The organism is Priestia sp. USM5 (assembly GCF_058323215.1).
Window position 1 is genome coordinate 86,200 of record NZ_JBSGKN010000002.1, and the last position, 19,690, is coordinate 105,889.

Annotated in this window: 22 protein-coding genes; all 22 read left to right on the plus strand. The window is 39.3% G+C overall.

Annotated elements, in window-relative coordinates; all coding sequences use genetic code 11:
• The first annotated feature begins 19 nt into the window (after window positions 1–19).
• The 22 genes from ACWATA_RS24780 (at window position 20) to spoIIQ (ending at window position 19,606) form a co-directional block, all read left to right on the plus strand.
• Window positions 20–448 (plus strand): low molecular weight protein arginine phosphatase, encoded by a 429-nt coding sequence (locus ACWATA_RS24780; RefSeq protein WP_028411980.1) that lies wholly within the window; start codon window positions 20–22, stop codon window positions 446–448.
• Window positions 449–527: 79 nt separating this feature from the next.
• A complete protein-coding gene (gene rpiB / locus ACWATA_RS24785) occupies window positions 528–989 on the plus strand; it encodes a ribose 5-phosphate isomerase B (RefSeq protein WP_028411981.1) in 462 nt (153 codons plus the stop codon).
• A 35-nt stretch (window positions 990–1,024) separates the two neighbouring features.
• Window positions 1,025–1,576, plus strand: coding sequence for a TIGR01440 family protein (locus ACWATA_RS24790; RefSeq protein ID WP_028411982.1), 552 nt, complete (start codon window positions 1,025–1,027; stop codon window positions 1,574–1,576).
• Window positions 1,577–1,693: 117 nt separating this feature from the next.
• The gene (glyA, locus tag ACWATA_RS24795) at window positions 1,694–2,938 is read left to right on the plus strand and encodes a serine hydroxymethyltransferase (RefSeq protein WP_013059811.1); all 1,245 of its coding nucleotides are present in this window, start codon (window positions 1,694–1,696) and stop codon (window positions 2,936–2,938) included.
• Window positions 2,939–3,151: 213 nt separating this feature from the next.
• Window positions 3,152–3,781, plus strand: a complete 630-nt coding sequence (upp, locus tag ACWATA_RS24800) for a uracil phosphoribosyltransferase (protein ID WP_013059810.1) — start codon at window positions 3,152–3,154, stop codon at window positions 3,779–3,781.
• A gap of 22 nt (window positions 3,782–3,803) precedes the next feature.
• A complete protein-coding gene (gene wecB, locus ACWATA_RS24805; protein ID WP_063248427.1) occupies window positions 3,804–4,955 on the plus strand; it encodes a non-hydrolyzing UDP-N-acetylglucosamine 2-epimerase in 1,152 nt (383 codons plus the stop codon).
• A gap of 67 nt (window positions 4,956–5,022) precedes the next feature.
• The gene (locus ACWATA_RS24810; RefSeq protein ID WP_176344909.1) at window positions 5,023–7,215 is read left to right on the plus strand and encodes a S8 family serine peptidase; all 2,193 of its coding nucleotides are present in this window, start codon (window positions 5,023–5,025) and stop codon (window positions 7,213–7,215) included.
• 296 nt (window positions 7,216–7,511) lie between these two features.
• Window positions 7,512–7,733: an AtpZ/AtpI family protein gene (locus tag ACWATA_RS24815; RefSeq protein ID WP_013085464.1), complete on the plus strand. Its 222-nt coding sequence runs from the start codon at window positions 7,512–7,514 to the stop codon at window positions 7,731–7,733.
• A gap of 6 nt (window positions 7,734–7,739) precedes the next feature.
• On the plus strand, window positions 7,740–8,111 hold the full coding sequence (locus tag ACWATA_RS24820) for an ATP synthase subunit I (protein WP_013059806.1): 372 nt from the start codon (window positions 7,740–7,742) through the stop codon (window positions 8,109–8,111).
• 18 nt (window positions 8,112–8,129) lie between these two features.
• On the plus strand, window positions 8,130–8,840 hold the full coding sequence (gene atpB, locus ACWATA_RS24825; RefSeq protein ID WP_013059805.1) for a F0F1 ATP synthase subunit A: 711 nt from the start codon (window positions 8,130–8,132) through the stop codon (window positions 8,838–8,840).
• A 90-nt stretch (window positions 8,841–8,930) separates the two neighbouring features.
• The gene (gene atpE, locus ACWATA_RS24830) at window positions 8,931–9,143 is read left to right on the plus strand and encodes a F0F1 ATP synthase subunit C (RefSeq protein WP_013059804.1); all 213 of its coding nucleotides are present in this window, start codon (window positions 8,931–8,933) and stop codon (window positions 9,141–9,143) included.
• A gap of 102 nt (window positions 9,144–9,245) precedes the next feature.
• A complete protein-coding gene (locus tag ACWATA_RS24835) occupies window positions 9,246–9,764 on the plus strand; it encodes a F0F1 ATP synthase subunit B (protein ID WP_013085463.1) in 519 nt (172 codons plus the stop codon).
• A complete protein-coding gene (locus ACWATA_RS24840) occupies window positions 9,761–10,306 on the plus strand; it encodes a F0F1 ATP synthase subunit delta (protein ID WP_176344908.1) in 546 nt (181 codons plus the stop codon). Before ACWATA_RS24835 ends, ACWATA_RS24840 begins: the two co-directional genes overlap by 4 nt.
• A gap of 15 nt (window positions 10,307–10,321) precedes the next feature.
• On the plus strand, window positions 10,322–11,830 hold the full coding sequence (gene atpA, locus ACWATA_RS24845; RefSeq protein WP_013085461.1) for a F0F1 ATP synthase subunit alpha: 1,509 nt from the start codon (window positions 10,322–10,324) through the stop codon (window positions 11,828–11,830).
• Between the two features lie 105 nt (window positions 11,831–11,935).
• Complete coding sequence (locus ACWATA_RS24850) at window positions 11,936–12,793, plus strand: F0F1 ATP synthase subunit gamma (protein ID WP_013059800.1); 858 nt, start codon at window positions 11,936–11,938, stop codon at window positions 12,791–12,793.
• Window positions 12,794–12,829: 36 nt separating this feature from the next.
• Window positions 12,830–14,251 (plus strand): F0F1 ATP synthase subunit beta, encoded by a 1,422-nt coding sequence (gene atpD / locus ACWATA_RS24855; protein WP_013059799.1) that lies wholly within the window; start codon window positions 12,830–12,832, stop codon window positions 14,249–14,251.
• 26 nt (window positions 14,252–14,277) lie between these two features.
• On the plus strand, window positions 14,278–14,682 hold the full coding sequence (locus tag ACWATA_RS24860) for a F0F1 ATP synthase subunit epsilon (protein ID WP_028411988.1): 405 nt from the start codon (window positions 14,278–14,280) through the stop codon (window positions 14,680–14,682).
• A 274-nt stretch (window positions 14,683–14,956) separates the two neighbouring features.
• Window positions 14,957–15,193 (plus strand): DUF1146 family protein, encoded by a 237-nt coding sequence (locus tag ACWATA_RS24865; RefSeq protein ID WP_013059797.1) that lies wholly within the window; start codon window positions 14,957–14,959, stop codon window positions 15,191–15,193.
• Between the two features lie 160 nt (window positions 15,194–15,353).
• The gene (locus tag ACWATA_RS24870; protein ID WP_028411989.1) at window positions 15,354–16,094 is read left to right on the plus strand and encodes a YwmB family TATA-box binding protein; all 741 of its coding nucleotides are present in this window, start codon (window positions 15,354–15,356) and stop codon (window positions 16,092–16,094) included.
• Window positions 16,095–16,125: 31 nt separating this feature from the next.
• The gene (gene murA, locus ACWATA_RS24875; protein WP_028411990.1) at window positions 16,126–17,430 is read left to right on the plus strand and encodes a UDP-N-acetylglucosamine 1-carboxyvinyltransferase; all 1,305 of its coding nucleotides are present in this window, start codon (window positions 16,126–16,128) and stop codon (window positions 17,428–17,430) included.
• Window positions 17,431–17,591: 161 nt separating this feature from the next.
• The gene (spoIID, locus tag ACWATA_RS24880) at window positions 17,592–18,614 is read left to right on the plus strand and encodes a stage II sporulation protein D (protein WP_028411991.1); all 1,023 of its coding nucleotides are present in this window, start codon (window positions 17,592–17,594) and stop codon (window positions 18,612–18,614) included.
• Between the two features lie 161 nt (window positions 18,615–18,775).
• Complete coding sequence (gene spoIIQ, locus ACWATA_RS24885) at window positions 18,776–19,606, plus strand: stage II sporulation protein SpoIIQ (protein ID WP_028409695.1); 831 nt, start codon at window positions 18,776–18,778, stop codon at window positions 19,604–19,606.
• Window positions 19,607–19,690 lie beyond the last annotated feature (84 nt).

The window sequence follows — 19,690 nt, forward strand, 5'->3', positions numbered from 1 at the left end:
AAGCAAGGGAGGATGTATCTTGAAAAACATCTTATTTGTATGTACAGGAAACACGTGCCGCAGCCCTATGGCAGAAGCGTTGCTGAAAGCTAAAAAAATAGATGGAATAAACGTGAAGTCTGCAGGCGTATTCGCTTCAAATGGAAGTGAAGCTTCTGTTCATGCACAAGTTGCCCTTCAACAGAAAGGCATAGCTTGTTCTCATGCTTCGGCAGCATTAACGGAAGAACAATTGATGTGGGCTACTTATATTTTTACGATGACGGAGCAGCATAAAATGCTAATTTTGAACCAAGCTCCATACGTAAGTGATAAATTATTTACGCTAAAAGAATTTGCCGGCGAGCAAGGTGAAGTATCTGATCCGTTTGGCGGATCATTACAGACGTACGAACAGACTTTAGAAGAGTTAGAGCGTATGATTAACAAAATAGTCGACAAATTATAAAAGGTCCCATAAATTTTTGCAGACTTAAACTGAACAAAAATTAATAGAAGATGAAGGTATGTATGAGGAGGAAACAAAGATGAAAGTAGCTATTGCATCTGACCACGGCGGTATAAATTTACGACAGGAAATTATCTCTTTAATGGAAGAATTAAATATTGAATATGTGGATTTAGGGTGTGAATGCTCAGCATCTGTCGATTATCCGGATTATGCACTTCCCGTTGCTCAAAAAGTGGCGAGCCAAGAAGTAAGTCGAGGCATTCTTATTTGCGGAACAGGCATCGGTATGAGCATAGCAGCTAATAAAGTAAAGGGAATTCGCTGCGCTCTAGTGCATGATACGTTTAGTGCAAAAGCCACAAGAGAACATAATGATAGCAACATTTTAGCAATGGGTGAACGCGTCATTGGGCCGGGACTTGCACGTGAAATTGCGAAAATTTGGTTAACGACAGAATTTGAAGGCGGGCGACATGAAAATCGCGTGAATAAAATTAAACAGTATGAGCAGCAAAGTGATGCAACAGTAACGGCATAATGTGAACGTATTCAATGGAAGAAAGGAAGAAAAACGTGTCTGAACTTACGAAATGGAAAGAGCAGTTGGAAACAGTTTTATCTGATTTTTCAGCACAAGTGCAGTTATCTTCAGAACATACACTTGTCATTGGATGCAGTACAAGCGAGGTAATTGGTGAAAAAATAGGAACCGCAGGCGCAATGGAAGTTGCAGAAATGATCTTTGATACACTAGCAGATTTTCGAAAAAAAACGGGTGTCCACTTAGCATTTCAATGCTGTGAACATCTTAATCGAGCACTGGTAGTAGAAAGAGAATTAGCTCGTAAAGAACGCTTAGAAATCGTTAGTGTTGTTCCTATTCATAAAGCAGGTGGAGCAATGGCTACACAGGCCTATGGCCAGCTTAAAGATCCTGTTTTAGTAGAGTTTATTAAAGCTGATGCTGGGATTGATATTGGAGATACATTCATTGGTATGCATTTAAAGCATGTCGCAGTACCCGTTCGTTGTACGTTGAACGCAGTTGGACACGCTCATGTTACTTTAGCAAAGACGCGTCCAAAACTAATCGGTGGAATGAGAGCGTTTTACGAACTTTCGTAATTAAATATATTAAAATAATACACATTTTTTCTTTTTTATTCTAAATAAATCATGTTACAATGTAGTTGAATTAACAAATAACGAACATTGCGAATACGAAACGAGGAGAGGATTTTGATGGAGAAACAACTAATGCAACAAGATCCAGCAGTTTATAATGCGATCAAGGATGAATTACAAAGACAACGTACTAAGATTGAGCTAATTGCTTCAGAAAACTTTGTAACAACAGCGGTAATGGAAGCACAAGGTTCAGTTTTAACAAATAAATATGCTGAAGGCTATCCAGCTAAACGTTACTACGGTGGTTGTGAACACGTGGATGTAGTAGAAGACTTAGCTCGTGATCGTGCAAAAGAAATTTTCGGAGCAGAGCACGTGAACGTTCAACCTCACTCAGGTGCACAAGCAAACATGGCTGTATACTTCACTGTTTTAGAGGCTGGAGACACAGTACTTGGTATGAATTTATCGCACGGCGGTCACTTAACGCACGGAAGTCCTGTTAACTTTAGTGGTGTTCAGTACAATTTCATCGAATATGGTGTAGATCGCGAAACACATCGCATTAACTACGATGACGTATTAGAAAAAGCTCGTACACACAAACCAAAATTAATTGTGGCTGGTGCAAGCGCATATCCACGCGCAATCGACTTCAAGCGTTTCCGTGAAATCGCTGATGAAGTAGGCGCTTATTTAATGGTAGACATGGCTCATATTGCTGGTCTAGTAGCTGCAGGACTTCATCAAAATCCTGTGCCACATGCTCATTTCGTTACAACTACAACACATAAAACACTACGCGGACCACGCGGCGGTATGATTTTATGTAAAGAAGAATTTGCGAAAAAGATTGATAAGTCGATCTTCCCTGGTATTCAAGGTGGTCCATTGATGCACGTTATCGCTGCAAAAGCAGTAGCATTTGGTGAAGCATTACAAGATGAGTTTAAGCACTATGCTCAAAATATCATCGACAATGCTAATCGTTTAGCAGAAGGATTAAAGAAAGAAGGATTTGCTCTTGTATCTGAAGGAACAGACAATCACCTTGTGTTAATCGACGTAAGCTCAATGAATTTGACAGGTAAAGTAGCTGAAAAAGCGCTTGATGATGTAGGTATTACAACAAACAAAAATACAATTCCTTATGATGAGCAAAGCCCATTTGTAACAAGCGGTATCCGTATTGGTACAGCTGCGGTTACAACTCGCGGATTTGGCTTAGAAGAGATGGATGAAATTGCTTCTATCATCGGATTAACGCTTAAAAATATTGAAGATGAAGAAAAGTTAGCTGAAGCTAAAACACGTGTTGAAGCTTTAACAAGCAAGTTTGAAATGTATAAATCACTTTAAGAGAGACAGGCCTTTGTGCCTGTTTTTTTATGGAGAAAGTGGTAGCAATCCAATCATTTTTTGAATAATGCTTGAACTCAAAAACTTTTTTCTGTAAAATGAATGCAATGTATAAATTTAATTAGCAAGAGATATGTTTTTACTAGTACGTACCATTCAATTCGTTGAATGGTATTTTAATGTGTACATCTTTATATATAAGGAGAGATATCAATGGGCAAAGTATACGTATTTGATCACCCGCTTATTCAACACAAATTAACTTACATACGCGATGTAAAAACGGGAACGAAAGAGTTTCGTGAATTAGTTGATGAAGTGGCAAGCTTAATGGCTTTTGAAGCAACACGTGATTTACCGCTAGAAGATGTTGAAATTGAAACACCGGTTTGCAAAACAAAGTCAAAAGTTATTGCAGGGAAAAAGCTTGGTATCGTTCCAATTCTTCGTGCTGGTATCGGCATGGTAGATGGATTTTTAAAACTAATGCCAGCTGCTAAAGTTGGACACGTTGGCTTATATCGTGATCCAGAAACATTACAGCCTGTTGAATATTATGTAAAGCTACCTAATGATGTAGAAGAGCGTGACTTTATTGTAGTAGATCCTATGCTTGCAACAGGAGGGTCAGCTGTAGAAGCAATCAACTCTCTGAAAAAAAGAGGCGCTAAAAACATTAAATTTATGTGTTTAATTGCTGCTCCTGAAGGCGTGGAAATTGTAAAAGAAGCACACCCTGACGTAGATATTTACATTGCAGCATTAGATGAAAAATTAAATGACCATGGATATATTGTTCCAGGTTTAGGTGATGCAGGGGATCGTTTATTCGGTACAAAATAATTTGTAGATTTGGGTGATGAACATGAAGCAGCCAATTAAAGTAATGACGATATTCGGGACAAGACCAGAAGCAATTAAAATGGCTCCTCTAGTATTAGAGCTTAAAAAGCGACCAGAAGAGTTCGAAGCAATTGTTACAGTAACGGCTCAGCACCGTGAAATGTTAGACCAAGTATTGAGCATCTTTGACATTCAGCCTGACTATGACCTGAACATTATGAAGGATCGCCAAACCCTTATGGACGTAACGACCAGAGGATTACAAGGCTTGGACGACGTAATGAAAAAAGTAAAGCCGGACATGGTACTTGTACACGGTGATACAACTACGACGTTTATTGCTGGGCTAGCAGCTTTTTATAATCAGATTCAGGTCGGGCATGTTGAAGCAGGTTTGCGCACATGGAATAAATATTCTCCATACCCGGAAGAAATGAACCGTCAGCTTACAGGTGTTCTCGCTGATTTGCACTTTGCTCCAACAGATAAGTCTGCAGCTAATTTGCAAGCAGAGAACAAAAAAGAAGAGCGAATCTTTGTGACTGGAAATACAGCTATCGATGCGTTAAAAACAACAGTAAAAGAGACATATGAGCATGAAGTGTTAACGAAATTGGGAGATGATCGTCTTATTTTGTTAACGGCACATCGCCGCGAAAATTTAGGCGAACCAATGAAAAATATGTTCCGTGCTGTTAAGCGTATTGTAGATGAACATGAAGATGTGCAAGTTGTGTATCCTGTTCATTTGAATCCAGTAGTTAGAGAAACAGCAAACGATATCTTAGGAAATGACCCGCGCATTCATTTAATTGAACCGTTAGATGTAATTGACTTCCATAACTTCGCTGAGCGCGCTCATATTATTTTGACAGATTCGGGCGGTGTTCAAGAAGAAGCTCCTTCATTAGGCGTACCTGTATTGGTACTTCGCGATACAACAGAGCGCCCGGAAGGAATTGAAGCAGGAACGCTCAAACTAGCAGGCACGGAAGAAGAAACGATTTATACGCTAGCAAAAGAGCTGTTAATAGATGAAGGCGTATATAAGCAAATGTCACAAGCATCGAATCCTTACGGAGACGGCTTAGCTTCTAAACGCATTTGTGATGCTATTAGCTACTATTTCAACCGCCGTGAAAACAGACCGGAAGCTTTTAATCCGCTTTCGTAAGATTTCTAAACACCTTTCACATGAAAAGCGTCTCTTTGAGACACGATAGTGTGAGAGGTGTTTTTTTATGTGGATTAAATGGTTAATGATTAGCTTTATATTGGGGAGTGGGGGAGGGCAAATGTCGCTCAATCCGACATTTCCTTCTATAAAACAAGAAATGAATCATCAGGAAAAATCAATCATTGTGATGATTAAAAAAGAAAAATTCACGAAATTTAAAAGTCAGCTACAAAAAAATTATCCTAATATAAAGATTAAGAGCGAATTTCACACGGTGTTTACAGGACTTTCATTAAACGGCTCCATCTCGGATTTGGAAAAACTATCTCAGAATCCATCTATTATTAGTTCACATTCTATTAAAAACTATCAGGTTACAGAAGAAAATAGCGTAACGTTCATTGGCTCAGAACAGGTAAGAGGCTTGTTTGATACTCACAATCAGCGCTTAACAGGAAAAGGGATCAAAGTAGGCGTTATCGATACGGGGGTTGATTATTCTCATCCTGATTTAAAACAAACCTACAGAGGGGGTTACGATGTAATAGATGAAGATTATGAGCCGATGGAAACCACTCGTGAGCAAGGAGAACCGACTCTGCACGGTACTCATGTAGCTGGTATTATTGCAGCGAATGGGAATATTACAGGCGTAGCACCCCAAGCGGAAATCTATGCATACCGAGCTCTTGGACCTGGAGGAGCTGGAACGTCTGAAAGTGTTATTCTAGCTATTGAAAAAGCAATTCAAGATGATGTAGATATTATTAATTTATCATTAGGAAATGATGTGAATGGCCCTGATTTACCAACAAGCTTAGCGTTAGATCGAGCTGTTGAAAAAGGAATTGTAACGGTTACATCTAGCGGCAATTCAGGTCCAGGTTTATGGACGGTGGGCTCTCCGGGTACAGCGGGAAAAGCTATTTCCGTTGGCGCTTCTGTTTCTCCGACAACAGTTCAATTTCTAACAATTGGATTTAACAAAGAAAAAATTATGATGGCGCCAGTAGAAGGGTCTCGTCCATGGACATTTAATCAAACGCTGCGTGTAATAAATGAAGAAGATTCCAAAGAGCAAAAGCATGCGTCGGGTAACGTCATTTTGCTAAAAGCAGAAGGAAATGCGGTTCAAAAAAAGATTAAACAAGCTGAACAGGCGGGAGCAAAAGCGGTTATTTTATATAGCCCGACAGAAAAAAGCATAGTCAGTAAACTAAAAGAGTCAGTAAATATTCCCGTGATATGGGTAAGTAAAAAAAGCGGTGACACCATTAGCCAACACATTCAGTCTCAACAACCGTACTTACGCACTGGGCAGCAAGTGGTGCAAGACTTGCTCACATCTTTCAGTTCAAGAGGGCCTGTAACGACTACTTGGGGAATCAAACCAGACGTCGTCGCACCAGGTTACTTCATTAATAGTACAGTTCCTGGAGGATATGAACGCATGCATGGCACAAGTATGGCTGCGCCCCATGTAGCTGGAGCGTGTGCGCTGATTTTACAAGCTCACCCGAACTGGTCTCCTGAACAAGTCAAAGCTTCATTGATGAACACCAGTAAAGTAATGCAGCAGCTAAACGGTCAAACGTATCGCGTATATGAACAAGGAGCGGGAAGAATTCAAATAGCAAAAGCCGTCACAGCAGAATCTTTGTTTTATCCATCTTCTTTATCTTTTGGTATTTTTACGCGTCCATCAAAGAAAGTTTTATCTTTTAAAATTGATAACCAGTCTGATAAAGCAAAAACGTATCGCTTAAACGTTCCAAAAAGGGATGAAGGAGTGAACTGGGATGTTCCATTACCCGTCACGGTGCCACCCCGTCAGACAAAAGAGATAGCTGTTACTTTATCGGTGCAGCCCCGTTTTAAAAATAAAGGTATATATGACGGATATTTGGAAATAAATGATTCACGTGAAACATTTTCGCTTCCCTATATGTACATGATTAGCATTCCAGATTATCCTCGTGTCATGGGATTGCAAGTAGCAGCGGAAAAAGAGAAAAATACGTATAGCTATGAACTGTTTTTGCCTGAAGGAGCAGATCAGTTAGGCGTCGCTCTTTTTGATAAGCAGTCTTTACAGTTTGTATCGTATTTAGATGTTGACGTGGATGTAGAAAGAGGCATGAGAAAACGAAAAATAACGATTGATGAATCGCTTGTACCAGGAGTGTACCAAATATTTGCATTTGTGAAAAAGCATAGACAAGAGCAGGTTGTACACAGTACAATAACGATTGAATGAACCTCTTTAAATGTTTTCATTTGAAGAGGTTTTATGTGTGGCAGAAATGTGAACAATAAGAAGAGATTGTGAAGTTTTTAGCTTAAACACATTGACATTAAATATACGCTATTGTATGCTTACAGGGAATATAAATGATAAGGTTTTCAACCTGTGAAAACCGTTGATATTTCTGCGTATTTTATTAGCTGTTTTTACCTTTTTTAGCAATTTTTTTGCCTTTCTATCATATATTGAGCTATGAAAACGATAGAGAATTCGGAAAAAAGAAAATTTTGCAAAAGGGGTATGAGCTTATGAAAGATCGCAACCGTCATCCTTTGCAAGCGATGGCATTAGTGTCAATCATTCTATCACAGTTAGCAGGTTCAGTCTTAATTGGCTTATTCTCTGGAAGATGGGCTGATCAATGGCTTGACACCGAACCACTATTTTTGATTTTAGGCCTTCTTTCAGGGCTAGCAGCAGGTGTTTTTATGATGCTGCGGACAGTCCACCATTTTTTTTCAGGAGATTAATAATTCATGCAGGATTTGCAGCACGTTTTTCCAAGACTTCGTTCATACATATTGTATTTGTTAGCATTATACGTTCTCGGCTGGGGATTTACAAGTTATAAGGCTGTTTTTGCAGGTTTAATTTTAGGAACCGCCCTGAGTTTGTATAATTTGTGGAACTTAGTAAGAAAGTTTGAGCAGTTTGGACAGGCGTTGGATGAGGGGAAAAAGCCCCGTTCAATTGGGACTGTTGTAAGATTTGCAACAGCTGCTCTCGCAGTTGTGATTACCATCTCTTATCCAAAAACCTTTCATATTATTAGTGTAGTTGTGGGATTAATGACGTATTATGTTGTCATTATCATAGATTTAGTTGTTCAAAATATGCGTAGAAGATAGAAAGAGAGGTGAACACAGTTGGGTCATGAATCACCAACTATAGAGTTTCTAGGCCTTACTTTTAGTCAAAGTAACTTGCTTATGGTTACCGTAGCTTCTGTTATTGTATTCTTAATTGCAGTTTTATGTACTCGTACTCTTGCTATGAAGCCAAGCGGTGCACAAAACTTTATTGAATGGGTCTTAGATTTTGTTAAAGGACTCGTTAATAGCAATATGGATTGGAAAACAGGTGGCCGCTTTTTGACGCTAGGTGTAACTTTACTTATGTACATTTTTGTGTCAAATATGTTGGGTCTTCCATTCGCCATCGTGATTGACCATAACTTATGGTGGAAATCGCCAACCGCTGATCCAGCAATTACGCTGACGTTAGCCGTTATGGTAGTTGTACTATCACATTATTATGGTATTAAAATGCGAGGTTTCTCTGCATACACGAAAGATTACTTCAAGCCAATGGCATTTTTATTCCCGCTTAAGATTATCGAGGAGTTTGCCAATACGTTAACGCTTGGCCTTCGTCTTTACGGTAATATTTATGCTGGGGAAATTTTGTTAAGCTTGCTAGCTGGTTTAGCAACAACAGGCTTCCTAGGTACAATTGGAGCTGCTATCCCAATGCTTTTATGGCAAGGATTCAGTATTTTTGTAGGCGCAATTCAGGCCTTCATTTTCACAATGTTAACGATGGTTTATTTATCTCACAAAGTGAGTAGCGACCATTAATTTATAAAGCTTTGTTCAAGTAATACCCAATTTGGACAAAACAAAACTTAGTTAAACAAAATCATATATATTAAGGGAGGACTTTATAAAATGGGTTTAATAGCATCTGCAATTGCGATTGGTTTAGCGGCACTAGGTGCTGGTATTGGTAACGGTCTTATCGTTTCTAAGACGATTGAAGGCACAGCTCGCCAACCAGAAGCACGTGGTACATTAACTTCAATGATGTTCGTTGGGGTTGCCTTAGTTGAGGCGCTTCCAATTATCGCCGTAGTTATTGCATTCATGGTACAAGGTAAATAATAATGTGTTACATGTGGCGAAGATCATTCAAAAGAACCTTCGCCATTACTTTATGTCTTTAAGAAGTAAATTATATATGTGGAGTCTCTGAAGGGAGTGAACATGGCCGTGTCGAACATGTTTGTGTTAGGAGCAGCAGGCATTAATGGTGGAGATATTCTTTTCCAATTAGTGATGTTCCTTATCCTACTTGCGTTACTTCAAAAATTCGCGTTTGGTCCTGTAATGGGAATCATGAAAAAACGTGAAGAGCATATTGCCGGTGAGATTGATGAAGCAGAAAAGCAAAATGAGGAAGCGAAGAAGCTTGTTGAAGAGCAGCGTGAAATCTTAAAGCAATCTCGTCAAGAAGTGCAAGTAATGATGGAAAACGCTAGAAAGTCTGCAGAAGATAAAAAAGAAGAAATCATTGCAGCAGCACGCGAAGAGTCTGAGCGTCTAAAAGCTGCAGCAAAACAAGAAATCGAACAGCAAAAAGATCAAGCAGTTGCTGCGTTACGTGAGCAAGTTGCTTCATTATCTGTTTTAATTGCGTCGAAAGTTATTGAAAAAGAACTTTCTGAACAAGATCAAGAGAAGTTAATTCATGAATATATCCAAGAAGTAGGGGATGTACGATGAGTCAACCAGCTGTAGCCAAGCGCTATGCACTAGCTCTTTTTCAATTAGCAACAGAAAAACAGATGATCGATGAAATGCAAGAACAGCTACAAATCGTTGAAGAGGTGTTTGCTAAAACACCTGAATTAATGGATGTATTAACTCATCCAAAAATTACAATTGAGCGAAAAAAACAGTTTGTAAGTGAGGCATTTGCTGAACTTTCACCAACTGTTCAACATACGGTTCTTCTATTATTAGAGCGTCACCGCATTCAAATTGTTAGCCAAATGGTGCAAGAGTATCGTTTCCTAGCGAACGAAGTACGTGGCGTGGCAGACGCAACTGTTTATTCTGTCAAACCTTTAAGCGCAGATGAGAAACGAGCAATCTCGCAATCATTTGCTTCAAAAGTTGGAAAACATACGTTAAATATTTCAAACGTAGTAGATAAAAGCCTAATCGGCGGCGTGAAGCTTCGCATTGGTAATCGTATCTATGATGGCAGCATTAGCAGCAAATTAGAAACGATCCACCGAGGACTTCTTGCACACAGATCGTAGATAGGGGTGAAATTCATGAGCATCAAAGCTGAAGAAATTAGTGCGCTGATCAAGCAGCAAATTGAAAACTATCAGTCTGAGATTAAAGTGAGTGATGTAGGTACTGTTATCCAAGTTGGGGATGGTATCGCACGTGCTCATGGCCTCGACAATGTCATGGCTGGAGAACTGGTTGAATTTTCAAATGGTGTCATGGGAATGGCACAAAACTTAGAAGAAAACAATGTAGGTATCATTATTTTAGGACCATATACAGAAATTCGTGAAGGTGACGAAGTTCGCCGTACAGGACGCATCATGGAAGTTCCAGTAGGGGAGCAGTTAATCGGTCGTGTTGTTAACTCATTAGGTCAGCCAGTAGACGGCTTAGGCCCGGTAGAAACAACAAAAACACGTCCAATTGAAGGTGCTGCACCTGGCGTTATGGATCGTAAATCAGTACATGAGCCGCTTCAAACAGGTATCAAGGCGATTGACGCACTTGTGCCGATCGGCCGTGGACAGCGTGAGTTAATTATCGGTGACCGTCAAACGGGTAAAACATCGGTAGCAATCGATACAATCTTAAACCAAAAAGATCAAGATATGGTATGTATCTATGTAGCGATTGGCCAAAAAGAATCAACAGTTCGTAACGTAGTAGAGACATTACGTAAACACGGTGCTCTAGATTACACAATCGTTGTAACAGCATCAGCTTCACAACCAGCTCCACTATTATTCTTAGCACCATACGCTGGAGTAACAATGGGTGAAGAGTTTATGTATAACGGTAAGCACGTACTTGTTATCTACGATGACTTAACAAAACAAGCATCAGCTTATCGTGAACTTTCATTACTATTACGCCGTCCTCCAGGTCGTGAAGCGTATCCAGGGGATGTATTCTATCTGCACTCTCGTTTATTAGAGCGTGCGGCAAAGTTATCGGACGCAAAAGGTGGAGGTTCATTAACAGCTCTTCCATTTATTGAAACGCAAGCAGGAGACGTATCTGCTTATATCCCAACGAACGTAATTTCGATTACAGACGGACAAATTTTCTTACAGTCAGATCTATTCTTCTCAGGCGTACGTCCTGCGATTAATGCTGGTCTTTCTGTATCACGTGTAGGGGGATCTGCACAAATTAAAGCGATGAAAAAGGTAGCAGGTACACTGCGTCTAGACCTTGCATCTTATCGTGAGCTTGAATCGTTTGCTCAGTTCGGTTCTGATCTTGACCAAGCAACTCAAGCAAAATTAAATCGAGGAGCGCGTACAGTTGAAATCTTAAAACAAGGTTTACACAAACCGCTTCGCGTAGAAAAACAAGTAGCTGTGCTTTACGCATTAACAAAAGGCTTCTTAGATGATGTTCCAGTATCAGATATTACACGCTTTGAAGACGAGTACTTAACATGGTTAGAATCAAACCGTAAAGAAGTACTTGAATCAATCCGTACAACTGGTGGCCTTCCTGAAGCTGGCGTATTCGAATCAGCACTTGAAGAATTCAAGAAAACATTTATTGCATCTGAATAATATATTGTCAGCATGGTATGTTAAGACAATCTTTCAATAAGGTGAAGGTGAACATTTGTTCACCTTTCATACCACGTGATCTTCTAAAACAAGGTGGTGAAACCTTTGGCATCATTACGTGATATACAAACTCGAATCACATCGACGAAAAAAACGAGCCAGATTACGAAAGCAATGGAAATGGTTTCAGCTGCAAAGCTGAATAGAGCGGAACAAAATGCAAAATCGTTTGTTCCATATATGGAAAAAATTCAAGAGGTAGTCTCAAGTGTAGCCCTAGGCAGCAGAGGCGCTTCACATCCAATGTTAACTGCGCGCAGCGTGAAGAAGACTGGTTATATCGTAATCACTTCAGATCGCGGTCTAGCAGGAGCATATAACAGTAATATTTTGCGAAAAGTATCTCAAGCTATTGAAGAACGCCATCAATCACCTGATGAATACGGTGTGATTGCAATTGGACGAGTAGGGAGAGATTTCTTCGTAAAACGCGGTATTCCGGTTTTGCTTGAAATCACAGGCTTAGCAGATCAGCCAGCTTTTGCTGACATTCAAGGAATTGCTTCACAAACAGTTCAAATGTTTGCGGACGGTACGTTTGATGAACTTTACTTATACTATAATCACTTTATCAATACGATTTCACAAGAAGTGACGGAGAAGAAGCTATTGCCTCTAACAGATCTTCAACCTTCTGGTAAACTTGTTGGTTATGAATTTGAACCATCACAAGAAGAGATTTTAGAAGTATTACTTCCTCAGTATGCAGAGAGTTTAATTTACGGCGGCCTGCTTGATGGAAAAGCAAGTGAGCATGCTGCTCGTATGACAGCGATGAAAAGTGCAACAGACAATGCAAAAGATCTTATCAATAATCTTACATTGTCATATAACCGTGCACGTCAAGCGGCAATTACCCAGGAAATTACGGAAATTGTTGGCGGAGCGGCAGCTTTAGAATAGAAAGTTTAATGGAAAAGCAAGTTAGGAGGGAACACGATGACAAAAGGACGCGTTACTCAAATCATGGGTCCAGTTGTAGACGTAAAGTTTGACAACGGACACCTTCCGGCAATTTATAACGCCCTTAAAATTTCACATAAACCGAGCAGTGCAAGTGAAGTTGCAATCGAATTAACATTAGAAGTTGCGATTCACTTAGGTGATAACACAGTTCGTACAGTAGCAATGTCATCCACTGACGGCTTAGTTCGTGGATTAGAAGTAGAAGATACAGGTGCAGCAATCTCAGTACCAGTTGGTGACGTTACGTTAGGTCGTGTATTTAACGTATTAGGTGAAAAAATCGACTTAGACGCCCCAATCGATGCAGGTGCACGTCGTGATCCAATCCACCGTCAAGCACCAAAGTTCGAAAATCTATCTACACAAGCTGAAATTCTTGAAACAGGTATTAAAGTAGTAGACTTATTAGCTCCTTACATTAAAGGTGGAAAAATCGGTCTATTCGGTGGTGCCGGTGTAGGTAAAACAGTATTAATTCAAGAGTTAATCAATAACATTGCTCAAGAGCACGGCGGTATTTCGGTATTCGCTGGCGTAGGTGAGCGTACGCGTGAAGGTAATGACTTATACCATGAAATGACAGACTCTGGTGTTATTAAGAAGACGGCTATGGTATTTGGACAAATGAATGAGCCGCCTGGTGCACGTCAGCGTGTTGCATTAACAGGATTAACAATGGCAGAATACTTCCGTGACGAACAAGGTCAAGACGTATTATTCTTTATCGATAATATCTTCCGTTTCACACAAGCGGGTTCAGAAGTATCAGCATTACTTGGCCGTATGCCATCAGCAGTAGGTTATCAGCCAACATTAGCGACAGAAATGGGTCAGCTTCAAGAGCGTATCACGTCAACAAGCGTAGGTTCTGTAACATCGATTCAAGCGATTTACGTACCAGCCGATGACTATACGGATCCAGCTCCAGCGACAACATTTGCTCACTTAGATGCAACAACAAACTTAGAGCGTAAATTATCAGAGATGGGTATTTACCCTGCGGTAGATCCATTAGCATCTACATCTCGCGCTTTATCTCCTGAAATTGTTGGAGAAGAGCACTATGCAATTGCGCGTCAAGTTCAACAAACGTTACAGCGTTATAAAGAGTTACAAGATATCATTGCAATCCTAGGTATGGATGAGTTATCTGATGAAGATAAACTCGTTGTACAACGTGCTCGTCGCGTTCAATTCTTCTTGTCTCAAAACTTCCACGTAGCAGAACAATTTACAGGTCAAAAAGGTTCTTATGTTCCTGTAAAAGAAACTGTTAAAGGATTTAAAGAGATCTTGGAAGGTAAATACGATCATTTACCTGAAGATGCGTTCCGTTTAGTTGGTCGCATTGAAGAAGTTATTGAAAATGCGAAACGTATGGGAGTAGAAGTTTAATTTAAGGGACATAGGAGGTTTTTTAAATGAAGACAATCCATGTCAGTGTAGTGACTCCTGATGGCCCAGTTTACGAATCAGAAGTGGAAATGGTAAGTACCCGAGCACAGAGCGGTGAGCTTGGTATTTTACATGGCCATATTCCGATGGTTGCTCCTTTACAAATTGGAGCCGTCCGCTTGAAGAAAGCAAGCAGTACAGAACTTGTGGCTGTTAGCGGAGGATTTCTTGAAGTAAGACCTGACAAAGTAACAATTCTTGCACAGGCTGCTGAAACAGCTGAAGCGATTGACGTAGCTCGTGCAGAAGAAGCGAAAAAGCGCGCTGAAATGCGCCTTGATAGCAAACAAGACGACGTTGATGTTAAGCGTGCTGAAATTGCCTTAAAACGGGCAGTGAATCGTTTAGATATTAGTCAACGTAAGTTCTAAAAAAAGCCCTCTCAAACGAATGAGAGGGCTTTTTTGCTCTATTATATAAAAGAGGAAGAGCAAATAGCATTCGTCTATGATTATATATTCCATTTAACTAAGCGTATCCGTCTTCTTTATTTTTCTTAATAATGGAAAAGGATCTTAAAATAGGGAATAAAATAAATGTTTTTCATGTTACCGTTTACGAATTTGCATAAGTGTGCTTTAATATGAAAAGAAGAGACGATGATCGTCTCTTCTTTTCATATGGTGTTTAAAAGGAGTGCTTTTATTGTTTGGAGGAATTGAGCAGCAAACGTTACTAACCATGATTTCACATTTGATTTTTATTGTGATTACTTGGTATGCTTTGCAAGGCTTTCAAATTGAAAAGCTGATGAAACCTAATCATGTGTTTCAAGCAAAATTAATGCTTATTTTATTGACCATTACTATTTCATCAACAGTAAGTAATTTCTTTTTGGATTATTTATTTTGGTCACAGCGCATTCCCTCATTTTTTCAATGATTGGCAGGCTATGAGTCTATGATAAAATAGACGTTCATTCGTTGAAGATATACGAATTTATACGCTAATGTATGTCGCTATGTCTAAATATGACGACCCTTTTCATGTATGTATCATCGCCTTCTGGAAAGACTGATGAGTACGGAGAGGGAGTGGCGAAATGTTTAAAAAAATTAGTGTCTTTTTGGCTATTTTCATTACTGGCTTATTCGTATATCATGGAAGTTATGTGAGCAATGCCCAAAACAATGAAACTACTATTGAGAAGATTGTTCACACCTTAAATAAGCAGCATGTTTCGTTAACTGAAGTATCGTTGTATGCAAGAGAAGAAGTAAAAGCTGTTACTGACCAAAAAACCTTTTATTCGCAAGCTGAAAGTATTAAAAGTAATTTTAGAGGTTTTAAATGGGAAGTGAAGAGGGAAAGAGACCTATGGAAAGCAATAGGTACACGCAAAAGTGAAGATGTGAACGAAGTCATTCTGTTAACTTATGCGATCGATGAACACAGCAATGCGTACATATCGTATCATGTAACGGGACAAGGTTTAAAAGAAAAAAATATGACCCATTTTCAAAATGTATTTCAGACAAATTATGAAAAAATTTTCCTGTCAGAACCCATAATTTTCTCTTGTGCAACAGGGGAAATCAATGATAAGATGGAAAGTGTTTTGTCTGTTGAAATTCAAGACCTATTACGAGCTTTCAATGCTAAACCAGTGGAATCTCTAGTGGAAGAGTCATTTACCTCTGTTTCAGCATATACTGGACTGTGGAAAGAAGCTCTTCAAACGAAAAAGCAGGAAATGAACTTACAAATTGCATTACGCAAGACAAGAATGGGCGGTCAAACAACCATAGTTGTTGGCACACCTATCATTACGTCTGAATATTAATATAGAGAAAATGGACGCGGAGGGGAATACCTTGGAAAAAATCATCGTCCGCGGTGGAAATAGATTAAGCGGTACAGTTAAAGTTGAAGGAGCAAAAAACGCCGTTTTACCTATTATCACTGCAACCTTATTAGCTAGTGAAGGAAAAACAATTCTAAATGATGTACCAGCTCTCTCCGATGTATTTACGATTGGCGAAGTTTTAAGACATCTGAATGCAGAAGTAGATTTTGAAACAAATCGTGTAGTTGTAGATGCATCAAGAGAGTTAAAAACAGATGCACCTTTTGAATATGTAAGAAAAATGCGCGCTTCAGTACTTGTAATGGGTCCTTTATTGGCGCGTATGGGTGAGGCTCGTGTAGCTTTACCTGGTGGATGTGCGATTGGATCAAGACCGATTGATCAGCACCTTAAAGGCTTTGAAGCAATGGGTGCTAAAGTTCAAGTAGGAAATGGTTTTATTGATGCAAAAGTTGAAGGAAGACTAAAAGGTGCTAAAATTTATTTAGACTTCCCAAGTGTAGGTGCCACAGAAAATATTATGATGGCAGCAGCATTAGCGGAAGGCACTACAATTATGGAAAACGTAGCAAAAGAACCTGAAATTGTCGACTTAGCAAACTTCTTAAACGCAATGGGCGCTAAAGTTCGCGGTGCAGGAACTGGTACGATCCGTATTGAGGGTGTTAATAAATTATATGGTGCAGAACATGCAATTATTCCAGATCGTATCGAAGCTGGAACATTCATGGTAGCAGCAGCTATTACAGGTGGAAACGTACTTGTACGCGGTGCAGTAGCAGAGCACATCAGTTCACTTGTTGCTAAAATGGAAGAAATGGGTGTTGAAATTACTGAAGAAGGCGACGGCTTACGTGTTGTAGGACCTGAAAAGCTAAAATCAGTAGATATTAAAACAATGCCTCATCCAGGGTTCCCTACGGATATGCAATCTCAAATGATGGCATTATTATTAGCAGCAGAAGGCACAAGTATGATTACAGAAACAGTTTTTGAAAACCGCTTTATGCACGTAGAAGAGTTTCGCCGCATGAACGCTGATATTAAAATTGAAGGACGCTCTGTTATTATTAACGGACCTTCTCAACTACAAGGCGCTGAAGTAGCAGCAACAGATCTTCGTGCAGCAGCAGCGTTAACATTAGCAGGACTTGTAGCAGACGGTTATACGCGTGTAACGGAATTAAAACACCTTGATCGTGGTTATGTAAATTTCCACAATAAATTAGCCGCTTTAGGCGCTGATATTGAACGTGTAAATGACGAAACAAAGCAGGTAGAACAAACTCAACAGGCTTCAGACGTCAAGTAAATATGTCATAAAAAAGCATCTCATAGCGAGATGCTTTTTTTGTCGTTGGACGACCCTTATGGCCGGTTTGCTGTCATAAAAGGTTGTCCACCTCCATACATATGGAATATAGGGATATAGGTGTTCCTTGTCAAAATAATAGATATGGAGGCTAGGCGTTCATGAAACAAGCAAAGCCAATCGTCGTACTAGGAGTCATCTTTTTTTTCGTTGTGTTACTCATCCCAACACTTCTCGTTGTTCCTTTTACTGAAAAGACAGATGGAAAGCTACATGAAAATGTCAAACAGACCCCAAAAACCGAAAAACTACAAAAAGTGACAGCGTCTCCTCTTGATGTCAGTGTTTATCGTACGGAAACGAAAAAAGTAGAAAAACTGCCGCTCGAAGACTATCTTGTAGGGGTAGTAGCAGCTGAAATGCCTGCTACTTTTGAACTTGAAGCACTTAAGGCTCAAAGTTTGGCAGCCAGAACCTATATTGTGCAAACTATGATGAATGGAAATAGTCATCTTCCCCAAGGAGCGGATGTGACTGATACCGTAGAGTACCAAGTATATTTAAATAAAGATGAGCTAAGAAGCCGATGGAACAAAGACTATGATTGGAAAATCAAAAAAATTCAAGAAGCAGTGAAGGACACCCAAGGTCAAATTCTTACGTATAAAAATAAGCCAATTAATGCTACGTTCTTTTCTACCAGCAATGGTTACACTGAAAATTCAGAAGCGTATTGGAAGAATTCCATTCCTTATCTAAAAAGTGTAGCTAGTCCATGGGATAAAAAGTCTCCTGAATTTACAAATCAGAAAGTAATGTCTGTTGCTAGCTTTGAACAGAGGCTTGGAGTGAAATTAACAAACAGTGGATCAGTAGGTGAAATCGTCTCTAGAACGCCGGGGCAGCGCGTAGATTACGTAAAGATAAACGGTAAAGAACTGTCGGGAAAAGATGTTCGGGAAAAACTGGATTTATCGTCAGCCGACTTTCATTGGACAAAAAAAGGGAATGAAATTATCATCAATACAAAAGGATATGGACATGGTATTGGGATGAGTCAGTACGGAGCAAATGGTATGGCACTGGAAGGAAAAACGTATAAAGATATTGTTACTCATTATTATACAGGTGTTGCGATTACTCCTAACGATCAGTTTGTTGCACAATTGACAGCTAAACGCTAATTCAACGACCCTTATAGCAGGGTCTTTTTTATGTTTTTCACTTTTTTTAAATAAAATGTATATTTTAGATTCATCTGTTGAAAAATAATCGAAAAAAATTTTTTATCGCTGTGTATATATTCATTCAATTGTGTTCAGACTGATTGCTGAGGTGATGATATATGAGAGAGGAAGAAAAGAAACGTACTTCTCCAAAATCGAAAGTTCAAAAATTAGTTAGAAAGCGTTGGGTGTTCCCGGCTATCTATTTAGCGAGTGCAGCAATTATTCTTACAGCAGTCCTTTGGTTTCAAGCTAATGGAAATGATATTAGCAAAGAAGACAAAAGCGGCTATAGCCAAGACGGTACGGCTTATCGAGACGACGCTGTAGAGGTAAATGCTTCGCTTGAAAATTTAAAAATGCCAGTTGCTAGTGAAGCATCAGCTATCGTGAAAAAGCCTTTCTACGACGATCAAGCATCTGAAAAACAACAAGAAGAAGCACTAGTTTTCTACAACAATACGTATCATCCAAACACAGGTGTTGATTTAGCTGTTAAGGGAGATAAATCATTTGATGTTGTAGCAGCAGCTAGCGGTACAGTAACAAAAGCAACAAAAGATCCTTTACTAGGTTATGTAGTAGAAATTGATCACAAAGATGGTTTAGTAACACAGTATCAATCTCTTGAGAAAGCTGATGTAGAAGTAGGAGATATTGTTAAACAAGGCCAAACGATCGCAAAAGCTGGAAAAAGCTTATATAATCAAGAAGCAAAAACACATGTGCACTTTGAAGTTCGTAAAGATGGTGTAGCAATTAATCCAAGCAGTTATTTTGGAAAATCGGTTAGTTCTATCAAAGAAGTCAAAGCAGCTGAAGTGACAGAACCAAAAGACGACTCTTCTTCTGAAGAATCAAAGGATAGCGAAAAATCATCTGATGAAAAGACTAAAGAAGATAAAGATTCAAAACAACCTTCAACAGATACGTCTAAACCAAATGCATAAAGCAAGACCATAAATACGAAAAGAAGCTGGATAAAACCGAGCTTCTTTTTTTATGAATTTTTCTAAAATGAGATGCATTATGTT

Excerpts from the sequence above, each read along its gene's own strand:
- glyA (WP_013059811.1), top strand. The coding sequence starts at position 1,694 with ATGGAGAAACAACTAATGCAACAAGATCCAGCAGTTTATAATGCGATC.
- ACWATA_RS24870 (WP_028411989.1), top strand. The coding sequence starts at position 15,354 with ATGTTTAAAAAAATTAGTGTCTTTTTGGCTATTTTCATTACTGGCTTA.
- ACWATA_RS24815 (WP_013085464.1), top strand. The coding sequence starts at position 7,512 with ATGAAAGATCGCAACCGTCATCCTTTGCAAGCGATGGCATTAGTGTCA.
- ACWATA_RS24820 (WP_013059806.1), top strand. The coding sequence starts at position 7,740 with ATGCAGGATTTGCAGCACGTTTTTCCAAGACTTCGTTCATACATATTG.
- wecB (WP_063248427.1), top strand. The coding sequence starts at position 3,804 with ATGAAGCAGCCAATTAAAGTAATGACGATATTCGGGACAAGACCAGAA.
- ACWATA_RS24840 (WP_176344908.1), top strand. The coding sequence starts at position 9,761 with ATGAGTCAACCAGCTGTAGCCAAGCGCTATGCACTAGCTCTTTTTCAA.
- atpE (WP_013059804.1), top strand. The coding sequence starts at position 8,931 with ATGGGTTTAATAGCATCTGCAATTGCGATTGGTTTAGCGGCACTAGGT.
- ACWATA_RS24835 (WP_013085463.1), top strand. The coding sequence starts at position 9,246 with ATGGCCGTGTCGAACATGTTTGTGTTAGGAGCAGCAGGCATTAATGGT.
- atpA (WP_013085461.1), top strand. The coding sequence starts at position 10,322 with ATGAGCATCAAAGCTGAAGAAATTAGTGCGCTGATCAAGCAGCAAATT.
- spoIID (WP_028411991.1), top strand. The coding sequence starts at position 17,592 with ATGAAACAAGCAAAGCCAATCGTCGTACTAGGAGTCATCTTTTTTTTC.
- rpiB (WP_028411981.1), top strand. The coding sequence starts at position 528 with ATGAAAGTAGCTATTGCATCTGACCACGGCGGTATAAATTTACGACAG.
- ACWATA_RS24810 (WP_176344909.1), top strand. The coding sequence starts at position 5,023 with ATGTGGATTAAATGGTTAATGATTAGCTTTATATTGGGGAGTGGGGGA.
- atpD (WP_013059799.1), top strand. The coding sequence starts at position 12,830 with ATGACAAAAGGACGCGTTACTCAAATCATGGGTCCAGTTGTAGACGTA.
- spoIIQ (WP_028409695.1), top strand. The coding sequence starts at position 18,776 with ATGAGAGAGGAAGAAAAGAAACGTACTTCTCCAAAATCGAAAGTTCAA.
- upp (WP_013059810.1), top strand. The coding sequence starts at position 3,152 with ATGGGCAAAGTATACGTATTTGATCACCCGCTTATTCAACACAAATTA.
- ACWATA_RS24860 (WP_028411988.1), top strand. The coding sequence starts at position 14,278 with ATGAAGACAATCCATGTCAGTGTAGTGACTCCTGATGGCCCAGTTTAC.